Origin of the sequence: Streptomyces chengmaiensis (genome assembly GCF_029846775.1) — a bacterium.
Lineage (GTDB): Bacteria > Actinomycetota > Actinomycetes > Streptomycetales > Streptomycetaceae > Streptomyces > Streptomyces chengmaiensis.
Window position 1 is genome coordinate 14208 of the sequence record NZ_JARWBG010000009.1, and the last position, 18701, is coordinate 32908.

Annotated in this window: 15 protein-coding genes and 1 pseudogene; 4 read left to right on the forward strand and 12 right to left on the reverse strand. The window is 73.6% G+C overall.

Going from position 1 to position 18701, the window contains the following annotated elements; all coding sequences use genetic code 11:
- Positions 1-317 precede the first annotated feature (317 nt).
- The 7 genes and pseudogenes from QCN29_RS10315 to allB all read right to left on the reverse strand — a co-directional run bounded on the left by QCN29_RS10315 (position 318) and on the right by allB (position 6843).
- On the reverse strand, positions 318-1520 hold the full coding sequence (locus QCN29_RS10315; protein ID WP_279927494.1) for a cytochrome P450 family protein: 1203 nt from the start codon (positions 1518-1520) through the stop codon (positions 318-320).
- 435 nt (positions 1521-1955) lie between these two features.
- Entirely contained in the window at positions 1956-2387 is a 432-nt protein-coding gene (locus QCN29_RS10320) for a PaaI family thioesterase (protein WP_279927496.1), read from the reverse strand.
- A gap of 45 nt (positions 2388-2432) precedes the next feature.
- The gene (locus QCN29_RS10325; RefSeq protein WP_279927498.1) at positions 2433-3125 is read right to left on the reverse strand and encodes a response regulator transcription factor; all 693 of its coding nucleotides are present in this window, start codon (positions 3123-3125) and stop codon (positions 2433-2435) included.
- Positions 3122-3315: pseudogene (locus tag QCN29_RS10330) on the reverse strand (sensor histidine kinase); the annotation flags it as partial. The pseudogene QCN29_RS10330 and the gene QCN29_RS10325, both read right to left, overlap by 4 nt.
- A gap of 213 nt (positions 3316-3528) precedes the next feature.
- Positions 3529-4155, reverse strand: a complete 627-nt coding sequence (locus tag QCN29_RS10335) for a dihydrofolate reductase family protein (protein ID WP_279927500.1) — start codon at positions 4153-4155, stop codon at positions 3529-3531.
- 227 nt (positions 4156-4382) lie between these two features.
- Positions 4383-5504: an allantoicase gene (alc, locus tag QCN29_RS10340; RefSeq protein ID WP_279927502.1), complete on the reverse strand. Its 1122-nt coding sequence runs from the start codon at positions 5502-5504 to the stop codon at positions 4383-4385.
- A 4-nt stretch (positions 5505-5508) separates the two neighbouring features.
- Complete coding sequence (gene allB, locus QCN29_RS10345; RefSeq protein WP_279927504.1) at positions 5509-6843, reverse strand: allantoinase AllB; 1335 nt, start codon at positions 6841-6843, stop codon at positions 5509-5511.
- 214 nt (positions 6844-7057) lie between these two features.
- Here allB and QCN29_RS10350 point away from each other — a divergent pair, with 214 nt between their 5' ends.
- Positions 7058-7858, forward strand: coding sequence for an IclR family transcriptional regulator (locus QCN29_RS10350; RefSeq protein WP_279927505.1), 801 nt, complete (start codon positions 7058-7060; stop codon positions 7856-7858).
- A 19-nt stretch (positions 7859-7877) separates the two neighbouring features.
- Here the strand turns inward: QCN29_RS10350 and QCN29_RS10355 are convergent, their stop codons facing one another.
- From QCN29_RS10355 to QCN29_RS10365, 3 genes are all read right to left on the reverse strand, one after another.
- Entirely contained in the window at positions 7878-9908 is a 2031-nt protein-coding gene (locus QCN29_RS10355) for an NHL repeat-containing protein (protein ID WP_279927506.1), read from the reverse strand.
- 140 nt (positions 9909-10048) lie between these two features.
- On the reverse strand, positions 10049-10726 hold the full coding sequence (locus QCN29_RS10360) for an ABC transporter ATP-binding protein (protein WP_279927507.1): 678 nt from the start codon (positions 10724-10726) through the stop codon (positions 10049-10051).
- Positions 10723-11766 (reverse strand): FtsX-like permease family protein, encoded by a 1044-nt coding sequence (locus QCN29_RS10365; protein ID WP_279927509.1) that lies wholly within the window; start codon positions 11764-11766, stop codon positions 10723-10725. Before QCN29_RS10365 ends, QCN29_RS10360 begins: the two co-directional genes overlap by 4 nt.
- A gap of 112 nt (positions 11767-11878) precedes the next feature.
- On the opposite strand from QCN29_RS10365, the gene QCN29_RS10370 reads away from it, so the two are divergent.
- Both QCN29_RS10370 and QCN29_RS10375 read left to right on the forward strand, forming a co-directional pair.
- On the forward strand, positions 11879-13051 hold the full coding sequence (locus QCN29_RS10370; RefSeq protein WP_279927511.1) for a sensor histidine kinase: 1173 nt from the start codon (positions 11879-11881) through the stop codon (positions 13049-13051).
- Positions 13048-13683: a response regulator transcription factor gene (locus QCN29_RS10375; RefSeq protein WP_240135072.1), complete on the forward strand. Its 636-nt coding sequence runs from the start codon at positions 13048-13050 to the stop codon at positions 13681-13683. Before QCN29_RS10370 ends, QCN29_RS10375 begins: the two co-directional genes overlap by 4 nt.
- Positions 13684-14168: 485 nt before the next feature.
- Here QCN29_RS10375 and QCN29_RS10380 read toward each other — a convergent pair whose 3' ends face one another.
- Complete coding sequence (locus QCN29_RS10380) at positions 14169-14846, reverse strand: response regulator transcription factor (RefSeq protein WP_240140222.1); 678 nt, start codon at positions 14844-14846, stop codon at positions 14169-14171.
- The gene (locus QCN29_RS10385; RefSeq protein ID WP_279927512.1) at positions 14843-16105 is read right to left on the reverse strand and encodes a sensor histidine kinase; all 1263 of its coding nucleotides are present in this window, start codon (positions 16103-16105) and stop codon (positions 14843-14845) included. Before QCN29_RS10385 ends, QCN29_RS10380 begins: the two co-directional genes overlap by 4 nt.
- A gap of 420 nt (positions 16106-16525) precedes the next feature.
- Between QCN29_RS10385 and QCN29_RS10390 the strand changes: the two genes are divergently transcribed.
- A complete protein-coding gene (locus tag QCN29_RS10390) occupies positions 16526-18685 on the forward strand; it encodes an MMPL family transporter (protein ID WP_279927514.1) in 2160 nt (719 codons plus the stop codon).
- Positions 18686-18701: the final 16 nt, after the last annotated feature.

The window sequence follows — 18701 nt, forward strand, 5'->3', positions numbered from 1 at the left end:
CGAGTGACCCGGTCGACCCAGGTGACCCGGCTGGCCCGGGTGACCCGGTCGACCCAGGTGACGCGGCTGGCCCGAGTGACCCAGGTGACCCGGCCAGCCCAAGTGACCCGGTCGACCCAGCCGACCCAGGTGACCGGCGGGCCAGCGGCCGCCGGGCGGCTCGGGACGAGAACACCAGGCACACGACCGCCGCCGGCAACCGCCCGGAGAGCTCCCCGAGGCCCGGTCCGGGGGCGGCGGGCCCCGGAGACCCCGGCACGGCGGCCATCTGCCGCGCCGCCCGCCGCTGCCCGGCCGACGGGCCGGGGACCGCTCGCCTACCAGGCGACCGGCAGGCGCTGCGGGCCGCGGATGAGCATCCCGGGGCGCCAGGTCAGGGCGGCGGGGTCGGCGTCGAGACGCAGGCCCGGGAAGCGTTCCAGCAGGGAGCGGAGCGCGGTCCGGGCCTCCAGCCTGGCCAGCGGCGCGCCCAGGCAGTAGTGGATGCCGTGGCCGAAGGCCAGATGCCCCCGGCTCTCCCGGCGGATGTCGAAGCGGTCCGGGTCTGCGAAGCGCGCCGGATCGCGGTCGGCGTCGCCCAGCGCGACCAGGACCAGTTCGCCGCCGCCCGGGATCACCGTGTCGCCGACCTGGTACGGGTCGGTCGTGAAGCGGTACGTGGGCGTCTCCAGCGGCCCGTCATAGCGCAGCATCTCCTCCACGGCTCCGTCGAGCAGCGAGAAGTCGGCCCGCAGCGCGTCCAGTTGGGCCGGGTGGGTGAGCAGCGCGAGCACGCCGTTGGAGATGAGGTTGACCGTGGTCTCGTGTCCGGCGACCAGCAGCAGCCAGGCCATGCCCAGCAGCTCGTCCTCGCTGAGCCGGTCCCCGTCCGCGTCCTCGTCCGCAGTATGGATCAGTGCGCTCATCAGGTCGTCGCCCGGCCTTTGCCGCTTGTCCTCGACGAGGTCTACCAGATACCGCTTCATCGCCGTCGAGGCGTCGGCGCGGTCCTGGGCGTCCGTCCCGGACAGCGCCGTGTTGGACCAGGCACGGAATGAGTCCCGGTCCAGGAAGGGCACGCCCAGCAGCTCGCAGATGACGGCGATGGGCAGCGGGAACGCGAAGGCGTCCACCAGGTCGGCCCGGCCCGCCGGGGCCATCGCGTCGAGCAGGCCGTCGGCGATCTCCTGCACGCGGGGCGCGAGCCGCTCAACGCGCCGCGGGGTGAACTCCCGGGCCACCAGCGTGCGCAGCCGGGTGTGCAGCGGCGGGTCCGCACTGAGCATGGTCACCCCGGCGGCGATCCGCCGGACCGCCAGGTCGGGCGCGGCCTGCCGGAAGTCCTTGGCCAACCGCGGATCGGCGAGCGCGGCGCGCCCGGCCTCGTAGCCGACGATCAGCCAGGCGGTCCTGCCTTCGGGCATGTGGATGCGGTGGACGGGGCCTTGTGCGCGTAAGGCGGCGTAGACGGGATAGGGGTTGCGGGTGAAGTCCTCGCCGAGGGCGGCGAGGTCGACGAGGTGGGTGTCGCTGACGGTCACGGGGGCCTCCTTGGGTGCCTCGGGCACCTTTTGCCTTGCGGCGGGGCTCTTCCCCTCCCCGCCCCTTCCCGAAACTGGGGCTCCGCCCCAGCCCCCGTACGGGGGCTCCGCCCCCGGACCCCCGCTCCTCAAACGCCGGAGGGGCTGGATTGCGCCGCCCCTCGCCCCTCAAACACCCGAAGGGACCCGATTGCACCACCCCGCTCCCCTCAAACACCCGAAGAGGCCGGATTGCACCACCCCTCACTCCCCAAACACCCGAAGAGACCCGATCGCACCACCCCTTCACTCCCCCCAATCGCCGGCAAGGTGGAATGGACGGAGCCAAATTCAGCCCGTCCGGCGATTGAGGACACGGCCTTCAGGCCGTACAGGGGGTCTGGGGGCTTGCCCCCAGTTTCGGGAAGGGGCGGGGAGGGGAGACACCCACACCCCTCACGACCTCTGCGCCGCCACCACCGTCCCCTGCGCCACCGCGCACAACGTCCCCTCCCCGTCCCCCTCCCCGTCCTCGCCCACCATCCGCAGGTCGCAGCGCACGACCGCCTGCCTGCGCCCCGCGTGGGCAACGGCGGCGTGGGCGACGAGGGCGCGGCCGGTGGCGGGGCGGAGGTACTGGATGGAGAAGCCGCCGGTCAGCACCGCGGGGCCGAGTACGGAACCGGCGGCGAAGGTCAGGGAGTTGTCGGCGGCGTAGGCGATGACCCCGCCGTGGAGGTAGCCGTTCTGCTGCCGCAGCTCGTCCCGGGCATCGATTTCGAGGACGGCCCTCCCCTCGCCAAAGGCCGTGATGCGGGCCTTGAGGAGCACGCTGAACGGCTGGCCGTCCAGGACCTTCTGGGCCAGTTCGAGGTCAAGTTCCGTCACGGTCAGGCTCCTTGGCTGGGATCGGGATGTCCATGCACCGTGAACCTATGGCCTTGGCTCGTCCTCGTCGAGCAGCCCCGCGTCATGCACCAGCAGCGCGATCTGCACCCGGTTGTTGAGCTCGAGCTTGGCCAGGATGCGGGAGACATCTGCCTTGACGGTGGGGACGCTCGAATAGAGCTCCGCGGCGATCTCCGCATTGGAGCGGCCATGGCCGACGGCGACGGCCACCTCGTGTTCACGTTCGGCGAGCGTGTCCAGCCGGGCCCGTGCGCGGAGGGCGCGCTCGTCGCCTGCGCTGTCGGCGACATGGGTCATCAGCTGCCGGGTGACGGCCGGGGAGAGCACCGGCTCTCCCGCCGCGACCTTCCGGACCGCGTCGACGATCTGCCCGGGCGGAGTGTCCTTGAGGACGAACCCGGCGGCCCCGGCGCGCAGCGCCCGGAGCACGTGTTGATCGGCGTGGAAGGTGGTGAGGACCACCACTTCGGGCGCCTTCGGCCTGCGGCGCAGTTCCTCGGTGGCGGTCAGGCCGTCCACCGTCGGCATCCGGATGTCCATCAGCACGACGTCGGGCGTCCGTTCCTCGACGAGCGCGGGGACCTCCGCGCCGTCGGCCCCCTCCCCCACGATCTCGATGCCGTCGGCGCCGCCGAGCATCAGGGAGAGTCCGGCCCGTACGAGGGGGTCGTCGTCGACGATGAGCAGCCGGATGGGAGGGGTGGTCTGAGCGGTCATGAGGGCCACGGTAGCCAGGCGTGGACGCGGAATCCGCCGTCCGGGTCCGGTCCGTGGTCGAGACAGCCGCCCGCGCGGGCCGCGCGCTCGGTCAGTCCGATCAGCCCCTGCCCTGAGCCGGGCACGGCCTCGGCCGCGCCGGCGGGGCCGGGTTGACCACCTCGACGGTCGGCCCCTGTCCCCGCTCGCCGCCGACGTGGGGCGGCGGGTTCTGAGCCCGGGAGTCAGCGCCCCGGCTCACGGCCGGGCTCAGGGCCCGCGACTCACGGCCCCGGCTGGCCTCGACCTACGGCCCGGGACTTCAGGGCCGGGGGAGTCAGCGCCCCGGCTCAAGGCCCGGCTCAAGGCCCGGCTCAAGGCCCGGCTCAAAGCCCGGCTCAAAGCCCGGCTCAAAGCCCCGGAATCAGGCGCCGATGGTGCCGAACGTCGCGCGCCCCGCGGGCCGGTAGGTGTGAATGGCGACCCCGGCCGCCGTGGTGCGGTGGTCCGCCAGTTCGAAGGCGGTGGGCAGCGGCAGGTCCTGGAAGAGCCGCTGCCCCTGGCCCACGGCGACCGGATAGACGAGCAGGTGGCATACGTCGATCAGGTCGCGGGCCAGCAGGGACCGCGCCAGTGTGGCGCTGCCGTGGATCTGGAGTTCGCCTTCCGGCTGCTCCTCCTTGAGCCGGGCCACCTCTGCCGCCACGGCGTCGTCGTCGCCGCCGACGATCGTGGAACCCTCCCAGTCGGCGTGCCGCAGCGTGCGGGAGACCACGTACTTGGGCAGGTGGTTGAGGCGGGAGGCGATGGGGTCGTCCTCGTCGGTCACCCGGGGCCAGTAGGAGGCGAAGATGTCGTACGTCCTGCGGCCGAGGAGGAAGGCGCCGGCCCGGTCGAAGACCTCGTTCACAAAGCTGCCCATGTCGTCGTCGGCGAAGGGGACGAGCCAGCCGCCGTGTTCGAAGCCTCCGCTGCGGTCTTCGTCGGGTCCGCCGGGCCCCTGGTAGACACCGTCGAGGGTGAGGAACTGGGTGAACGTGAGCTGAGCCATGGCGGGGCTCCCTTGTGTGGAGTGGCAGTCGGTGCAGTGCCGACTCCACTGTCGCCCCTGACTCATCGGCGGGCGCGTGCGGCGCGCGGGGCGCGCCGGTGCTGTCAGCCGGTGCGCCCCGCGTCTTGGGGCCTTTTCGTTCGCGCGAAAGGCCCGGCCCCCGCGACCACAGCGGGGGCCCGGGCGGTGTCGCCGCCGCCCGGGTCTTCGGCGGCGGGCCGCGGTGGTCAGCCGCCGAGCTCCTGGTGGCGGGCGGCCAGCCGGTTCGCGCCCTGCTCGGTCAGCGACCCGTACAGCCGCAGCCGGGAGAACCCGCCGTCCGGGTAGATGTCGATGCGGATGTGGCGGCCGACGGCCGGGGTGTCCAGTACGAAGCGGTGGTTGGTGTCCGGCTGGAGCCGGGTGCGGGGCAGCACCTCGGTCCACTCGCCCGCCTCGCCGTCCCCGCCGTCCCGTACGGAGAGCGCCGCCCAGCCCGCGCTGTTGCCCTTGAGGTAGGCGGTGTCGATCTCGACGGCGCGGATCTCGGACTGCTCGGCGAGCCGGTAGCGGATCCAGTCGTTGCCCTTGTCCCGGCGGCGGCGGGTCTCCCAGCCGTCGTCCATCTTGCGGGAGCGGCCGGGCTGGATGGTGTTGGTGGCCGGGGAGTAGAAGCGGTCTGAGGCGTCCTCGACCTGCCCGCCGTTCTCCAGGGCCGCGAGGTCGAAGGTGCCGAGTGCCTTCAGCCAGGCGGGGTCGGGGGAGACCTCGCCGTGGACGCGGAGCCGTGCGATGCCCCCGTCGGGGTGCTGGTTGACGCGCAGGTGTGTGAAGCGCTGCTCGACGTCGACGGCGAAGCCGTTGGCGGCGTGGCCGCCGATGGCGGTGCGAGGGACGAGGGTCGTCCATTTGACGTCGTCGCCGAGGAGTTGCTCGGGCGAGGGGGTTCCGGGGACGGACGCGGCCTCGATGGAGACCGCCTGCGGGTAGTTGCCGCGGAAATGGGCGGTGTCGACGACGATGCCGCGGATGACGCCGGGCGCGCCGAGCCGCACGAGCGCCCAGTCGTGGTCGTCCTGAGCGGGGTGCGGCTGCTGCGCGGAGACGCCGCGGCGGCGGCGGGTCTCCCAGCCGTCCATGATCTTGCCCTTGTGGCCGAAGTGCTCCGGGTCGAACTCCGCGGGCCCTGGCTTGAGGAGGTTCTCCCGCTCGGCGAAGAACTCGTCGTTGGCGGCGATCACGCCCGCGCCGAGCCTCCGGTCGGCGAGATCCGCGAGGTGGGTGAAGGGGAACTCGGCCGTGCGGTAGTCGGCGTACGGGTCGCCGCCGCCGTAGGGGGCGGCGTCGCCGGTGAAGGAGGGTATGGACACGGTTTCAGTTGTTCCTTTCGAGCAGCCGGCCGCTCGGCGCGGCCAGGGTGCCGTTCTCCACGATGCGTCGGCCGCGCAGCCACGTCGCGGTGACGACGCCGTACAGGGTCTTGCCCGCGTAGGCCGTGACCTGGTTGCGGTGGTGGAGTCCGGCCGGGTCGACGGTGAAGGTCTCGTCGGGGGCGAGGACCGCGAAGTCGGCGTCCCGGCCCGCTTCGATGGCGCCCTTCCGGTCCAGTCCCGCGAGTTCGGCGGGGGCGGCAGCCATCCATCGGGCGACGTCCTCGAGGCTGTGGCCGCGTTCGCGGGCCGCGGTCCAGATCGCCGGCAGGCCCAGCTGGAGGGAGGAGATGCCGCCCCAGGCGGAGGCGAAGTCGGGGGTCTTGAGGTCGGTGGTGCACGGGGAGTGGTCGGAGACGATGCAGTCGATCACGCCGTCGGCCAGGCCCTGCCACAGGGCGTCCTGGTTCTCCCGCTCGCGGATGGGCGGACAGCACTTGAACTCCGTCGCCCCGTCGGGGACCTCTTCGGCGGTGAGGGTGAGGAAGTGCGGGCAGGTCTCGACCGAGATCCTGACGCCTTCGCGCCGGGCGGCGGCGATCATCGGCAGGGCGTCGGAGGAGGACAGATGCAGCACATGGACGCGGGCGCCGAGCCGCCGGGCGTGGCCGATGAGGCTCTCGACGGCGGTGTTCTCGGCTTCGCGCGGGCGCGAGGCGAGGAAGTGGGCGTACTGGGGGCCGGTCCTCTGGGGGGCGGAGGCGAGGTGGTGCGGGTCCTCGGCGTGCACGATGAGCAGTCCGCCGAAGCCGGCGATCTCGGCCATGGCGCGGGCGAGCTGCTCCTGGTCGAGTTCGGGGAACTCCTCGACTCCGGAGGGTGACAGGAAGCACTTGAAGCCGAAGACGCCTGCGTCGTGCAGCGGCCGCAGATCCTTGAGGTTGGAGCCGACGGCCCCGCCCCAGAAGCCGGTGTCGACATGCGCCTTGGGTCGGGCGACCTCCTGCTTGGTGCGGAGATGGCCGACGGTCGTGGTCGGCGGGAGGGAGTTCAGCGGCATGTCCAGCAGGGTGGTGACGCCGCCCGCGGCCGCTGCGCGGGTGGCGGTGAAGAAGCCTTCCCACGCGGTGCGGCCGGGGTCGTTCACATGGACGTGGGTGTCGACGAGACCGGGCAGCAGGACGTGGTCCCCGAGGTCCTCGGCGGTCGCTCCGGCGGGCGGCTCCGCGTCGTACGGGAGGACCGCGGCGATCGTCTCGCCGGCTACGGCGACCGAGGCCGGCCGCATGCCTTCCGGGGTGATGACGCGTGTCGAGCGCAGCACCAGATTGACGTCCACCCGTACTCCTCCCGAATTTCAACGAACTGTTGAAGGAGTCTTCATCCACGGGGCCGCGGAGTCAAGGGTCACCGGCCGCACCGGAACAACCCTTGTGCGCTTCCACAAAGCGAAAGTAGAATTCCACCAAGCAGAAGGTTGCTTCCGCCAAGGAGCGGGCGCGAGACCGGCCGGTACGCTGCTGCCTCGCCCTGCCTGCCCGAAAGGACCGCCCGTGCCGACGTCCAGCGCCAGCACCACCGACGCCGCCAAGACCGCCAACAGCGGTGGCGTGCAGTCCCTGGAACGCGCCTTCGACCTGCTCGAGAGAATGGCCGACGCGGGCGGCGAGGTCGGGCTGAGCGAGCTGTCCGCGGCGAGCGGGCTGCCGCTGCCCACCATCCACCGTCTCATGCGCACGCTCGTCGCGTGCGGCTACGTCCGCCAGCAGCCCAACCGGCGCTACGCCCTCGGCCCCCGTCTGATCCGCCTCGGCGAGTCCGCCGCCCGCCTGCTGGGCACCTGGGCGCGGCCCTATCTCGCCCGCCTCGTCGAGGAGACCGGCGAGACGGCCAACATGGCACTGCTCGACGGCGACGAGATCGTCTATGTGGCGCAGGTGCCGTCGAAGCACTCCATGCGCATGTTCACCGAGGTGGGCCGGCGTGTGCTGCCCCACTCCACCGGCGTCGGCAAGGCACTCCTCGCCCACACCCCGCCCGACGAGGTCCGCGCGCTCCTGGCCCGTACGGGCATGCCCGCCGCCACCGAGAAGACCATCACCACGCCCGAGGGCTTCCTGGCCGCCCTGGAGCAGGTCCGGCAGGTGGGTTACGCGGTCGACGACAACGAGCAGGAGATCGGCGTCCGCTGCCTCGCCGTCTCCGTGCCCGAGTCTCCGACGGCCGCGGCGATCTCCATCTCGGGTCCGGCGGGCCGGGTGACGGAGGCGGCGACGGAGAAGATCGTCCCGGTGCTGCAGGAGGTCGCCCTGGACCTGTCCGCGGCACTGGCGAGCACGGGGGGCCAGGGCTGATCCGCACGCCCCCGGCGTCTCAGGAGACCGAGCGCGGGGTCCCGATCAACGGGGTGCGCACCGGTTCGGCGATCCCCACGAAGACCACCACCTCGTGTCCTCCGGGATTGGTCTGCAGCGGCACGGTCTCCCAGTTGTTGACGACCCAGACATTGCCCGACGGGTCGATCTGCAGCCCGGTGTTCCGCGACAGGCCGTCGCTGGTGTAGCCGGTGTCGGCCGGGGAGATCGGCTGTCCCGTGCGGAGTCCGGGCGGGCAGCCCTCGGGCCGGGCCCCGCACAGCTGGGCCACCCGCTGTCCGCCGAAGTTGGCGACCCAGACGGTGTCGTTCCCGTCGACCGCGATGCCCCAGGGCAGGAACAGGCCGCCGTCTTCGAACGGGCGGCTCGTCGAGCCGTCGGGGCGGATCAGGGTGACGGAGGCGTCGGCGGCCCCCTCGACCGGGTCGACGCCGTCGGTCGGCGGCAGCGGCGACGGAGTGCCTGAGCAGGGCGGGTCGGCCAGCGCCGAGTTGGCCACCCAGACGTTCCCCAGGCTGTCCGAGGCGAGACCCATGGGAGCGCTGATGCCGCCGCCGCTGACCGAGCGCCGCGGCTGCCCGTCCGGGGAGAGCATCAGCACGCTGTCGGTCCTGTTGCTGGACACCCAGGCCCGGCCCCGGGTGTCGATGGCGATGGAGAACGGCTTGACGAGCGTGCCCTCGGGCGGCGTGATGTTCCGCGCCCGCTTGGGCCGCCCGTCCGGGATACGCGTCACCGTGTTGTTGCCGCAGTTCGCGACCCAGATGTTCCCCTTGCGGTCCGAGACGGTGCCCATCGGCCGGGAGATGTCCCCCTGCCGCCAGCCGACCGTGGGCGACAGCGCAGTCCCGTCTTCCCGGAACTGCGACACGCTGCGCGACAGGAAGTCCTGGTCATAGGTGCAGCCACGGCCCTGGAAGCCGAAGTTCCCCACCCACACGTGCCCCTTCGGGTCAAGGGTGACGCCGTATCCGGCCCCGTACAGACCGCCGCCCCGGAACGGCGCGCCCGGGGCGTCCCCGCCCGTGGGCGTCAGCTTGGTCAGCTGCTCGCCGCCGCAGACGGTGATCAGCGGATCGCGGTTGTAGTGGTAGTTGTTGATGATCCAGGCGTTGCCGTCGGCGTCAAAGGCGACATTGCCCGGCCCGTCGAGCTCATGGCCGTTGCCGACATAGCGCAGGGCGAGCGTCCAGGCGTCCGGCGGCGAGGTGAGGTGCGGCTCGTACGAACTTCCGGCGAGCTCCGACAGCCCGTACAGCGCCGTGGCGTTCCGGCCGGGGGCGTGCGCGATGTCGACCGCCGCCTGGAAGGTGTCCCGAGGCGCGTCCCCGCCCGCGGGCGTGGCCAGCTGGAACAGCTCCTCGCAGGTCTCGCCCGCGACACAGCCCGCCAGGATGTTGGCCAGCGAGTTGAAGGCCCGGAGGGTGGAGGTCTCCGCGCCGTTCGGCGGCGCGTCGAGCACGGCGGAGACCTTGCCGGTCTTGACGTCGGCGAGGTTGTGGGAGGTGCCGGCCGCGTTCTGCAGCCCCGGATGGCCGCCGGCGATATGCGGGCCGTGCGTGAAGCGGGCCATCGCGTACGCCGCGGCGACGGTCGTGCGCTCGTTGACGGTGACCGGGGTCGGCTGCGCCTCGGGCAGCAGCACGGCGGCCAGGCGGACCGGCCCGTGCCCGCGCGCCTCCTTCCCCCCGCCCTGCTTGCCGCCGTCCTGCCGCCCCGCGTCGGCGATCAGGTACAGCACCGTGCCGGGCGCCTTCGGCCGCTCGTACTCGACGGTGAACCGCCCCTCCCCGTCCGCCCGCGCCCGCCCCAGCGGCCTGGCCTCGCCGCCCCGCCGGTCACCCGCCTGATAGAGCGTCACCCAGGCGAAGGGCACGGCCGCGTCCGCACTGGTGACCACGCCCTGCTGCCGGCTGGGCCCGCCGTGGTGCACAGGCCCTTCGCCGTCCGCGAACGACGTGGCGGCCGGCAGGGCGGCGAGCAGCGCCCCCAGCAGGAGGACGGCGGAACGACGAGGGGGACGACGCATCGGGCAGCTCCTCGGGGGCGGGAGGATCGGGCGACGCACGGAGACTGCCACGGGGGGCGGGGCGGTGGGGGGAGGACGGGGCGGGGGTCACCGCATTGGCGGGAGGATGTGAGCCCGTCCGGCGTTTGGGGACGAGGCCGTCAGGCCGTCCCCGCCGTCAGCCGCCCGTCCCGCATCCTCCCCACCCGGTCCGCCCTCCCCGCGTGCCCCGCGTCATGTGTGACGACCACGGTCGCGACCGACCGCTCCCGCGTCAGCGCCAGCAGCAGGTCGATCACCTCCGCGCCCCGCTCCCGGTCCAGCGCGCTGGTGGGTTCGTCGACGAGCAGGACCGCGGGGTCGTTCATCAGGGCCCGTGCGATGTTCACGCGCTGCCGCTGGCCGCCGGACAGTTCACGCGGGCGGCGCCGGGCCAGGGCCGCGAGGCCGACGGCGTCGAGGAGGTCCTGGGCGCGACGCCGTACCGAGGGGGACATGCGGCCGGTCAGATGGGCCATGACCTCCAGCTGCTCCGCCGCCGTAAGCGACGGCAGCAGGTTCGGCTGCTGGAAGACGATGCCGATGCGCTCGCGCCGCAGCGCGGCGCGAGCCGTGCGGTCCAGGCCGCCGGCGTCGACGCCGTCGACGACGACCCGGCCGCGGTCGGGGCGCACAAGCGTCCCGGCGACGGCCAGCAGACTGGACTTGCCGGAGCCTGAGGGGCCGACGACGGCGGTCAGCGATCCGGCGGGGACGTGCAGACCGACCGCGTCGAGGGCGGTCAGCCGCCCGTCGCCGTCGGGGTAGGTGAGGGTCACCTCGTCGATCAGCAGGGTCATCGGGCGCTCCCGAGGGCGGTGAGGGGGTCGACGGCGGTGATCCGCCGGATGGCGAGCGCGGCCCCGCAGGCGCCGAGGGCGATCAGCACCCCCGCGGGCAGCAGCACCGTCGCCGCGTCGAGCACGAAGGGCACGTCCGTGCCGCTGATCAGGACCCCGGCCCCCGCGGCGAGAGCGGCGCCCGCGAGGGTCCCGCCCGCGAGCAGGGCGACGGCCTGCCCGAGCGCGTCACGCAGCAGATAGGGCGTGGATGCGCCGAGCGCCTTGAGCACGGCGACGTCGCCGCTGCGCTGGATCGTCCACACCGTGAAGAACGCGCCGGTCACCAGCGCCGAGATCACGAAGAGGAAGCCCCGCATCAGCTGCAGCGAGCCGTTCTCGGCCCGGTACGAGCCGATGGCGGTCAGCGCGTCGTCCACGGAGAGGGCGGTGGTGCCGGCGGCCTCGTCCCCCGCGGCCAGGTCCGCTCCGCTGCCGGTCCGCAGAGCGATCACCGTGGCGGCGTCGCCGTCGAGCGCGGTCCACACCACCGGGGTGTGGCTGTACGAGGCCTCGCCCGCCACCGCCGCGACCGCGGCCTCCCGCTCCCCCAGGCGTACGGCGTCCCCCGCTCCGACGCCCAGTTCCTCGGCGGCCTTCGCGGAGAGGACGACGCGGCCGGGGCCCACGCCCCGCGGCGCGAGCCCGGAGTCCGGTTCGGCGGCGAACGCCGTCACCGACGCCGTACGGTCCCCGGCCGCGGCCCGCAGCGTGCGGATGGCCAGCGGCTGCGCACCGGTCACGCCCGGCTGCCGCTCCCAGGCCTCCCACTGTTCGCGGGACACCTTCGAATCGGCGAAGGACACCGCCCGGCCGTCCGGCGGGGCGGCGAAGGCGAGCCGGTCGGCGGGCAGGCCGGCCACGGCGGAGACGTTCTCCCGGGCGAGCCCTTCGGTCAGCCCGGACACCAGCCCCACCAGCAGGGTCATCAGCACGACGACCGTGCCCATCAGCGCGAACCGCCCCTTGGCGAACCGCAGATCTCTCCATGCGACGAACATGCCGATCAGCGTGCGCGCACCACGGGCCGCCCGGCATCGAGCCTGCGTGCACGCTGGTATCAACCTTTCGGTTGACCCGACGCCCGGGCGGTCCGCCTACGCTGGACGGGCCATGGATTCCCGTCCCCTCACTCCCGTACTGCGCGCGCTCCGCTGGTGTCTGCACGCCCTGCTGCTGGGCTTGCTGGCGCTCACGGCGGTCCGCTCGGCGGCGACGCCCCACGCGGTCACGGCATCGGCGACCGCGGCGGCGATGGCGGGCGTGTACGGGTACGGCGTCCGCTCCCCCGCCGTGGACCGCTCGGCGCGGGCGGCCGGACTCTGGCTCGCGGCACTCGGCACGGTGTGGCTGGTCCTGCTGGCGCTCTCCCCCGACGCGCTGTGGGCGGCCTTCCCGCTGTACTTCCTCCAGCTGCATCTGCTGCCGGTCCGCTGGGGGCTGCCCGCGGTGGCGGTCACCGCCGCCGCGGCGATCGGGAGCTTTGTGCTCCATGCGCAGGAGGTGACGCCGGGGGCGTTCCTCGGACCGCTGCTCGGGGCAGCGGTGGCCGTCGCGACCGTCCTGGGCTACCAGGCGCTTTACCGGGAGAGCGAGCACCGCCGCCAACTGATCGAGGAGCTGGTCTCGACGCGCGCCGAGCTGGCCGACGCGGAGCGGGCGGCGGGGACGCTCGCGGAGCGGGAGCGGCTGGCCCGGGAGATCCATGACACCCTCGCGCAGGGGCTGTCGTCCATTCAGCTGCTGTTGCGCGCCGCCGAGCGGGCGCTGCCCGGGGACGGCCCGGCCGCCGTCGTACACGTCCGGCAGGCGCGGCGGGCCGCGCAGGACAATCTGGCCGAGGCCCGCCGCTTCGTCCGCGCCCTGACCCCGCCGGACCTGGCGAACGGCTCGCTCACGGGCGCGCTGGAGCGGCTGTGCGCCAAGTCGCCGGGGCCGCCCGCCGTGCGGTTCTCGGTGAGCGGCACACCGGTGGAGCTGCCGACCGCCTACGAGGCAGCCCTGCTCCGCACGGCCCAGTCGGCGCTGGCCAACGCGGTCCGGCACGCACAGGCCGGACGCGCCGAGATCACCCTCAGTTTCATGGACGCCTCCGTCTCGCTGGACGTGGTCGACGACGGGCGCGGATTCGATCCGCCGGCCGTCGCCGGGGGCGAGGGATTCGGCCTGCCGGGCATGCGGTCGCGGGCGCGCACGCTCGGCGGGACCCTGAGCGTGGAGTCGGCCCCGGGCGAGGGCACGGCGGTCGCGCTCACCCTGCCGCTGCCCGCGCGGGCGGCCGTATGAGCGCCCCGCCGATCCGGCTGCTGCTCGCCGACGACCACCCCGTCGTACGGGCGGGGCTGCGGGCCGTCCTGGACACCGAGCCGGACTTCGCGGTGGTCGCGGAGGCCGCGACCGCCGAGGAGGCCGTCCTGCGGTCTGCCGGGGGCGGCGTCGACGTGGTGCTGATGGACCTTCAGTTCGGGGCGGGGCTGCACGGCTCGGAGGCGACGGCGCAGATCAGCGCCCTGCCGGACGGCCCGCGGGTCCTGGTACTGACCACGTACGACTCCGACGCCGACATCCTGGCCGCGGTGGAGGCGGGTGCGGCGGGGTATCTGCTGAAGGACGCCCCTCCCGAGGAGCTGGCCGCGGCGGTCCGCACGGCCTCGTCCGGCGGCTCGGCCCTCGCGCCCGCGGTCGCGCACCGCCTGATGCACCGGATGCGCGCCCCGGCGGCGGCGCTGACGAAGCGGGAGCTGGAGGTGCTTCAGCTGGTCGGCGACGGGTTGTCGAATCTGCAGATCAGCAAGCGGCTCTTCCTGAGCCAGGCCACGGTCAAGTCCCATCTGGTGCATATCTACGCCAAGCTGGGCGTCGACTCGCGTACGGCGGCGGTGGCGGCGGCGACGGCCCGCCGCCTGATCCGCCGCTGAGTGCCGGCTGCCGCACGGGCTGAGCGCAGGTCGCCGCACACGCTGGGCGCCGGGAGCCGCAGGCGCTGGACGCCAGGTGCCGCACGGGCTGGACGCCGGTCGCCGCACGCCCTGAGTGCCGGGAGCCGCAGGCGCTGGACGCCAGGTGCCGCACGGGCTGGACGCCGGTCGCCGCACGCCCTGAGTGCCGGGAGCCGCACGCTGCTGAATGCCGGTCGCCGCACACGCTGAGCGCCGGGAGCCACGCGGGCTGGACGCCGGAGCCGCACGCGCCGAGTGCCGGGAGCCGCAGGCGCTGGACGCCGGAGCCGCACGCGCCGAGTGCCGGGAGCCGCAGGCGCTGGACGCCGGGAGCCGCACGCCTGGACACCGGGAGCCGCACGGGCTGAGCGCCCGTCGTCGCACACGCTGGACGCGGGGTGCCGCACGTGCTGAGTGCTGCTGCCGCGCAGTCCGCTGTCTGCGGCCGACGTCGGCAGCCGGCATCAGTGGCCGATGTCGTGGACGCCCGCCTCGACGAGGCCGCTCTCGTAGGCGAAGATCACCACCTGGGTGCGGTCGCGCAGCCCCAGCTTCACCAGGATGCTCGACACATGCGACTTGACGGTCGCCGCGCCGATGCGGAGGTCTGCGGCGATCTCCGAGTTGCTGGCCCCGCGCGCGACGGCGGCCGCCACCTCGCGCTCCCGTTCGGTGAGCCTCTCCAGCCGGGCGGCGACGGCCGCGTTGACGGCGGGGCGCTCGCTGAACCTGCCGATGAGACGCCGGGTGATGGACGGCGCCAACAGGGCTCCGCCGTCCGCCACGGTGCGGACCGCGTCGGCGAGTTGCTCGGGAGGGATGTCCTTGAGCACAAAGGCGCTGGCTCCCGCGCGCAGCGCCCGGTAGACGTACTCGTCCGGGTCGAACGTGGTCAGGATCAGCACCCGGACGTCCCAGTCCGCTTCGGCGAGGATGCGGGAGGTGGCTTCCAGCCCGTCCATCTCGGGCATCCGGATGTCCATGAGGATCACATCGGGCCGGTGCCGTCGTGCCGCCTCGACCGCTTCGAGGCCGGTTCCGGCCTCGGCGACCACCTCGATGTCCTGATGGACCCGGAGGATCATCGCAAAGCCTCCGCGGACCAGTGCCTGGTCGTCGACGACGGCGACGCTGATGGTCACGCCGGCTCACCTCCGGACGGAAGTCGGGCGACGATCCGGAAGCCCCCGCCGGGGCGTCGGCGGGCGTCCAGGGAGCCGCCCAGCAGCAGTGCCCGCTCCCGCATCCCGACCAGCCCGTGGCCCGGGCCGTCTCCCTGGACGGGGCCTGCGCCCTGTGTGACGGCCGTGCCGCGCCCGTCGTCCAGCACCTCGATCACGATCGCCTTGCGGTCGACGCCGAGCCGCACCTCCGCGCGGGCGCCGGGGCCCGCGTGCTTGAGCACGTTGGTCAGCGCCTCCTGGACGATGCGGTAGGCGAACAGGTCCACGCGCGCGGGAAGGCCCGAGAGCGCGGTCTGCGCCTCCCGGGCGCCGTCCGCCAGCGAGACGTCCACGCCCGCCGTGCGGATCTGCTCGACCAGCCGGTCGAGGTCCGCGAGCCCCGGCTGGGGGCCGAGAGCGTCCAGGCCGGTCTCCGGTCGCAGGACGCCGAGCAGATGGCGCAGCTCGTCCAGCGCCTGCCGCCCCACCTCCTCGACCGCCGCCATCGCCTTGAGCGCGCTCTCGGGGTCCTGTGCCGCCACGGTCTTGGCGGCGCCCGCCTGCACCGTCATCATGCTCACCCGGTGGGCGACCACGTCGTGCAGTTCGCGTGCGATGCGGGTCCGCTCCTCGGCGACGATCCGGCGGGCTTCGGCGGCCTGTTCCTGGAGCAGCCGGGCGGCGCGTTCCCCGCGCAGCCGCATCCGTCGCCCCACGTACCACGCGCCGAAGAGGACCACGACGCCCGCGACGGCCTGCTCCGCCCACGGCGCCGGTTCGAAGAGACCGTCGACGCCGACCACGACGAGGGCCGCGGCCACGCCGGTGTGCGCCCACCGGTCGTCGTCGGCGTACCTGCCGGTGCTGTACAGGGCGATGATGGTCCCCCAGCCGAGGTCCGCGTGACCGCTTCCGAGCAGTGCGACCCAGCCCGCCAGGTTCACACCGAGAGCGACCAGCGGGGCGCTCCGGCGCCGGTACAGCGCGGCGGCGGCCGCGGCGAAGACCAGCGGAGCGATCAGGGGGAGGTCGCCGAAGGACCGGATGACCAGGGAGTCTCCCGGGCCTTCCGTCACGAGCAGCGTGGGGAGGAAGACCGCGACGACGAGGACACCGTCCGCGGCACGGGGCCAGCGGGCGAAGGGCCCCCTGTATCTCCTCGGGGCGTTCCCCCGCGGCGTCGGGGACGGCCACGCCGTGCTGTCCAACGCCGTGCTGTCCAGCGCCGTTGTGCTCACCTTCTCACCGTCGCTCCGCTTCTCACCGTCGCTCCGCGCAGGACGTCCCGTGGCCCCCGGGCGGGCCGCCGAAGCAGTCCGCACACGATAGGTCAAGCCCCGCGGGGCGGTCATCAGCCCGGAGGCGGATGCGGGTCTCCGTCGCGCGGGGGGAGACGGCGGCTCGGACCGGGATGCGCCGTCCGCCGCGAGAGGGGTGAACGGGTGCGTCCGCGGGCGGGCGACCTGCGGGGCCTTGGCGAGGAGAGTGATGCGGGCGGCGGCAGCCAGGTAGGCGTCCGCCGTTCGAACCGCTTTTCTCGGCCGTTTCCGCAGCCGTTTCCGCGGCCGTTTCCGCGGCTGTTGTCTCGGCCGTTTCCTCGGCCGTTTCCTCGGCCGTTCGATCCGTTTTCTCGTCCGCACCCTCGAAGGAGCACCGACGTGCATCGCTTCATCCGCCGCATCGGCGAGGCCAGCGCCCGCAGACCCTGGGCCGTCATCGGAGCGTGGCTGACGGCCGCGGCCCTCGTCCTGGGCCTCGCGGGGACCGTCGGCGGCGCGTTCAGCGACGATCTCGTCGCCCCCGGCAGCCAGAGCGAGAAGGCGATGCGGCTGCTCGAGGAACGCTTCCCCGAGGCCGCGGGCGGCAGCGCCAAGGCGGTGTTCGCCGTCCCGGAGGGCGGACGGCTCGAGGACAGCCGGTCCGCAGTCGACGCCGCGGTGGCCGAGATCGCCGGTGTGGAGCACGTCACGGCGGTGGCCGATCCGTTCGCCGCGGGCGCGGTGTCGGCCGACGGCCGCATCGGATACGCCGAGATCGCCTTCGACACGCCGTCGGCGGAGCTCGGTCCTGAGCCGCTCGACGCCCTCACGGCCGCGCTGGAACCGGCACGGGCGGAGGGGGTGACGGCGGAGCTCGGCGGGGACGCGGCCTTCATCAACGCCGAGACGGAGACCTCCGGCGCGGAGGCCGCCGGCCTGCTGGCCGCGCTGGCCGTGCTTGCGGTCGCCTTCGGCACGGTCGTGGCCGCGCTGGTCCCGGTCGTGCTGGCGCTGGTGGCGGTGGCCGCCGGGCTGGGCGGCATCCTGCTGCTGGCCGGGGCGATGGACGTCTCGAGCGCGGCGCCGACGATCGGCGCGATGATCGGGCTCGGCGTCGGCATCGACTACGCCCTGATCATCGTGGCCCGCTACCGGGAGAACCGAGCCGCGGGCCGGGACAACTCCGTCGCGCTGTCGCAGGCCATGGCGTCGTCCGGCCCGTCCGTCGTGTTCGCCGGAGGCACGGTCGTGGTGGCGATGGCCGCCCTGGCCTTGACCGGTCTGGGCTTTCTGACCTCGATCGGCCTGAGCACCTCGCTGGTCGTCCTGTTCGCCGTGGCCGCCTCGCTCACCCTGCTGCCGGCGCTGCTGGCGCTGCTCGGCGACCGCGTCGACGCCGGGCGGCTGACGGGCCGCCGCCGGGCCGGCAAGCCCGAGGCCACGGCATGGTGGCGGTTCGCCCACCGCGTCGCGGGCCGGCCGTGGCCGTATCTGGTCGTCGCCGCTGTGGCGCTGCTGGCGCTGGCCGCCCCGGCGCTGAAGATGCAGACGGGGTTTCCGGACGCCGGAGACGACTCGGTGAGCACGACGCACCGCCGCGCCCACGATCTGCTGGCGGAGGGCTTCGGCCCCGGCGCGAATTCCCCGCTCCTGATCGTCGCCGATCTGCGCAGCCCCGGCGTGGACGCCTCGGGCATTCCCGCGCTGTCCGAGCGGATCGCCGCCGACCCCGGCATCGTCGAAGTGAAGGAGGCGCAGGAGTCGCCCGCCGGGGACACGGTAGTGCTGCCTGCGGTGCCGGCCACGGCCGCCGCGGACGAGGAGACGTCCCGCACCCTTGAGCGCGTTCGCGGTCTGGCGCCCGCCAATGTCGCGGTGTCGGGTCTGACCGCCATGACCGTCGATCTGACGACGCAGCTCACCGACACGCTGCCGGTCTTCATCGCGGCGATCCTGGCCATGTCGTTTCTGCTGCTGACCTTGGTCTTCCGCTCCGTCGCAGTGCCGCTGAAGGCCGTCGTGATGAATCTGCTCTCCATCGGCGGGGCGTACGGGGTGGTGGTCGCCGTCTTCCAGTGGGGTTGGCTCCAGGGCCTGTTCGCCCTGGAGGAAACGCTGCCGATCGCGTCCCCGCTGCCGGCCATCTTCTTCGCCGTGCTCTTCGGCCTGTCCATGGACTACGAGGTGTTCCTGCTCTCACGCATCCGCGAGGAGTACGAGGCCACCGGGGACAACGCCGAGTCGGTGGCGCGCGGCATCGCGGGCACGGGCCGGGTGATCACCTCGGCTGCGCTGATCATGACGGTGGTGTTCCTCAGCTTTGTCGTTCATCCCTCACCGCTGGTGAAGATGATGGGCCTCGGGCTGGCGACGGCCATCGTGCTCGACGCGACGGTGGTGCGGATGGTGGCCGTACCCGCGGCGATGGCGCTGCTGGGCCGCGCGAACTGGTGGCTGCCGCGCTGGCTCGACCGGCGACTGCCCCGGCTGGGCACTGCGGGCGGCACACCCGTGCAACGCCCCGAGCCGCTCCCGGAGGAGGCGTCGGCACACGGCTGACGGCATCCGGGGACGT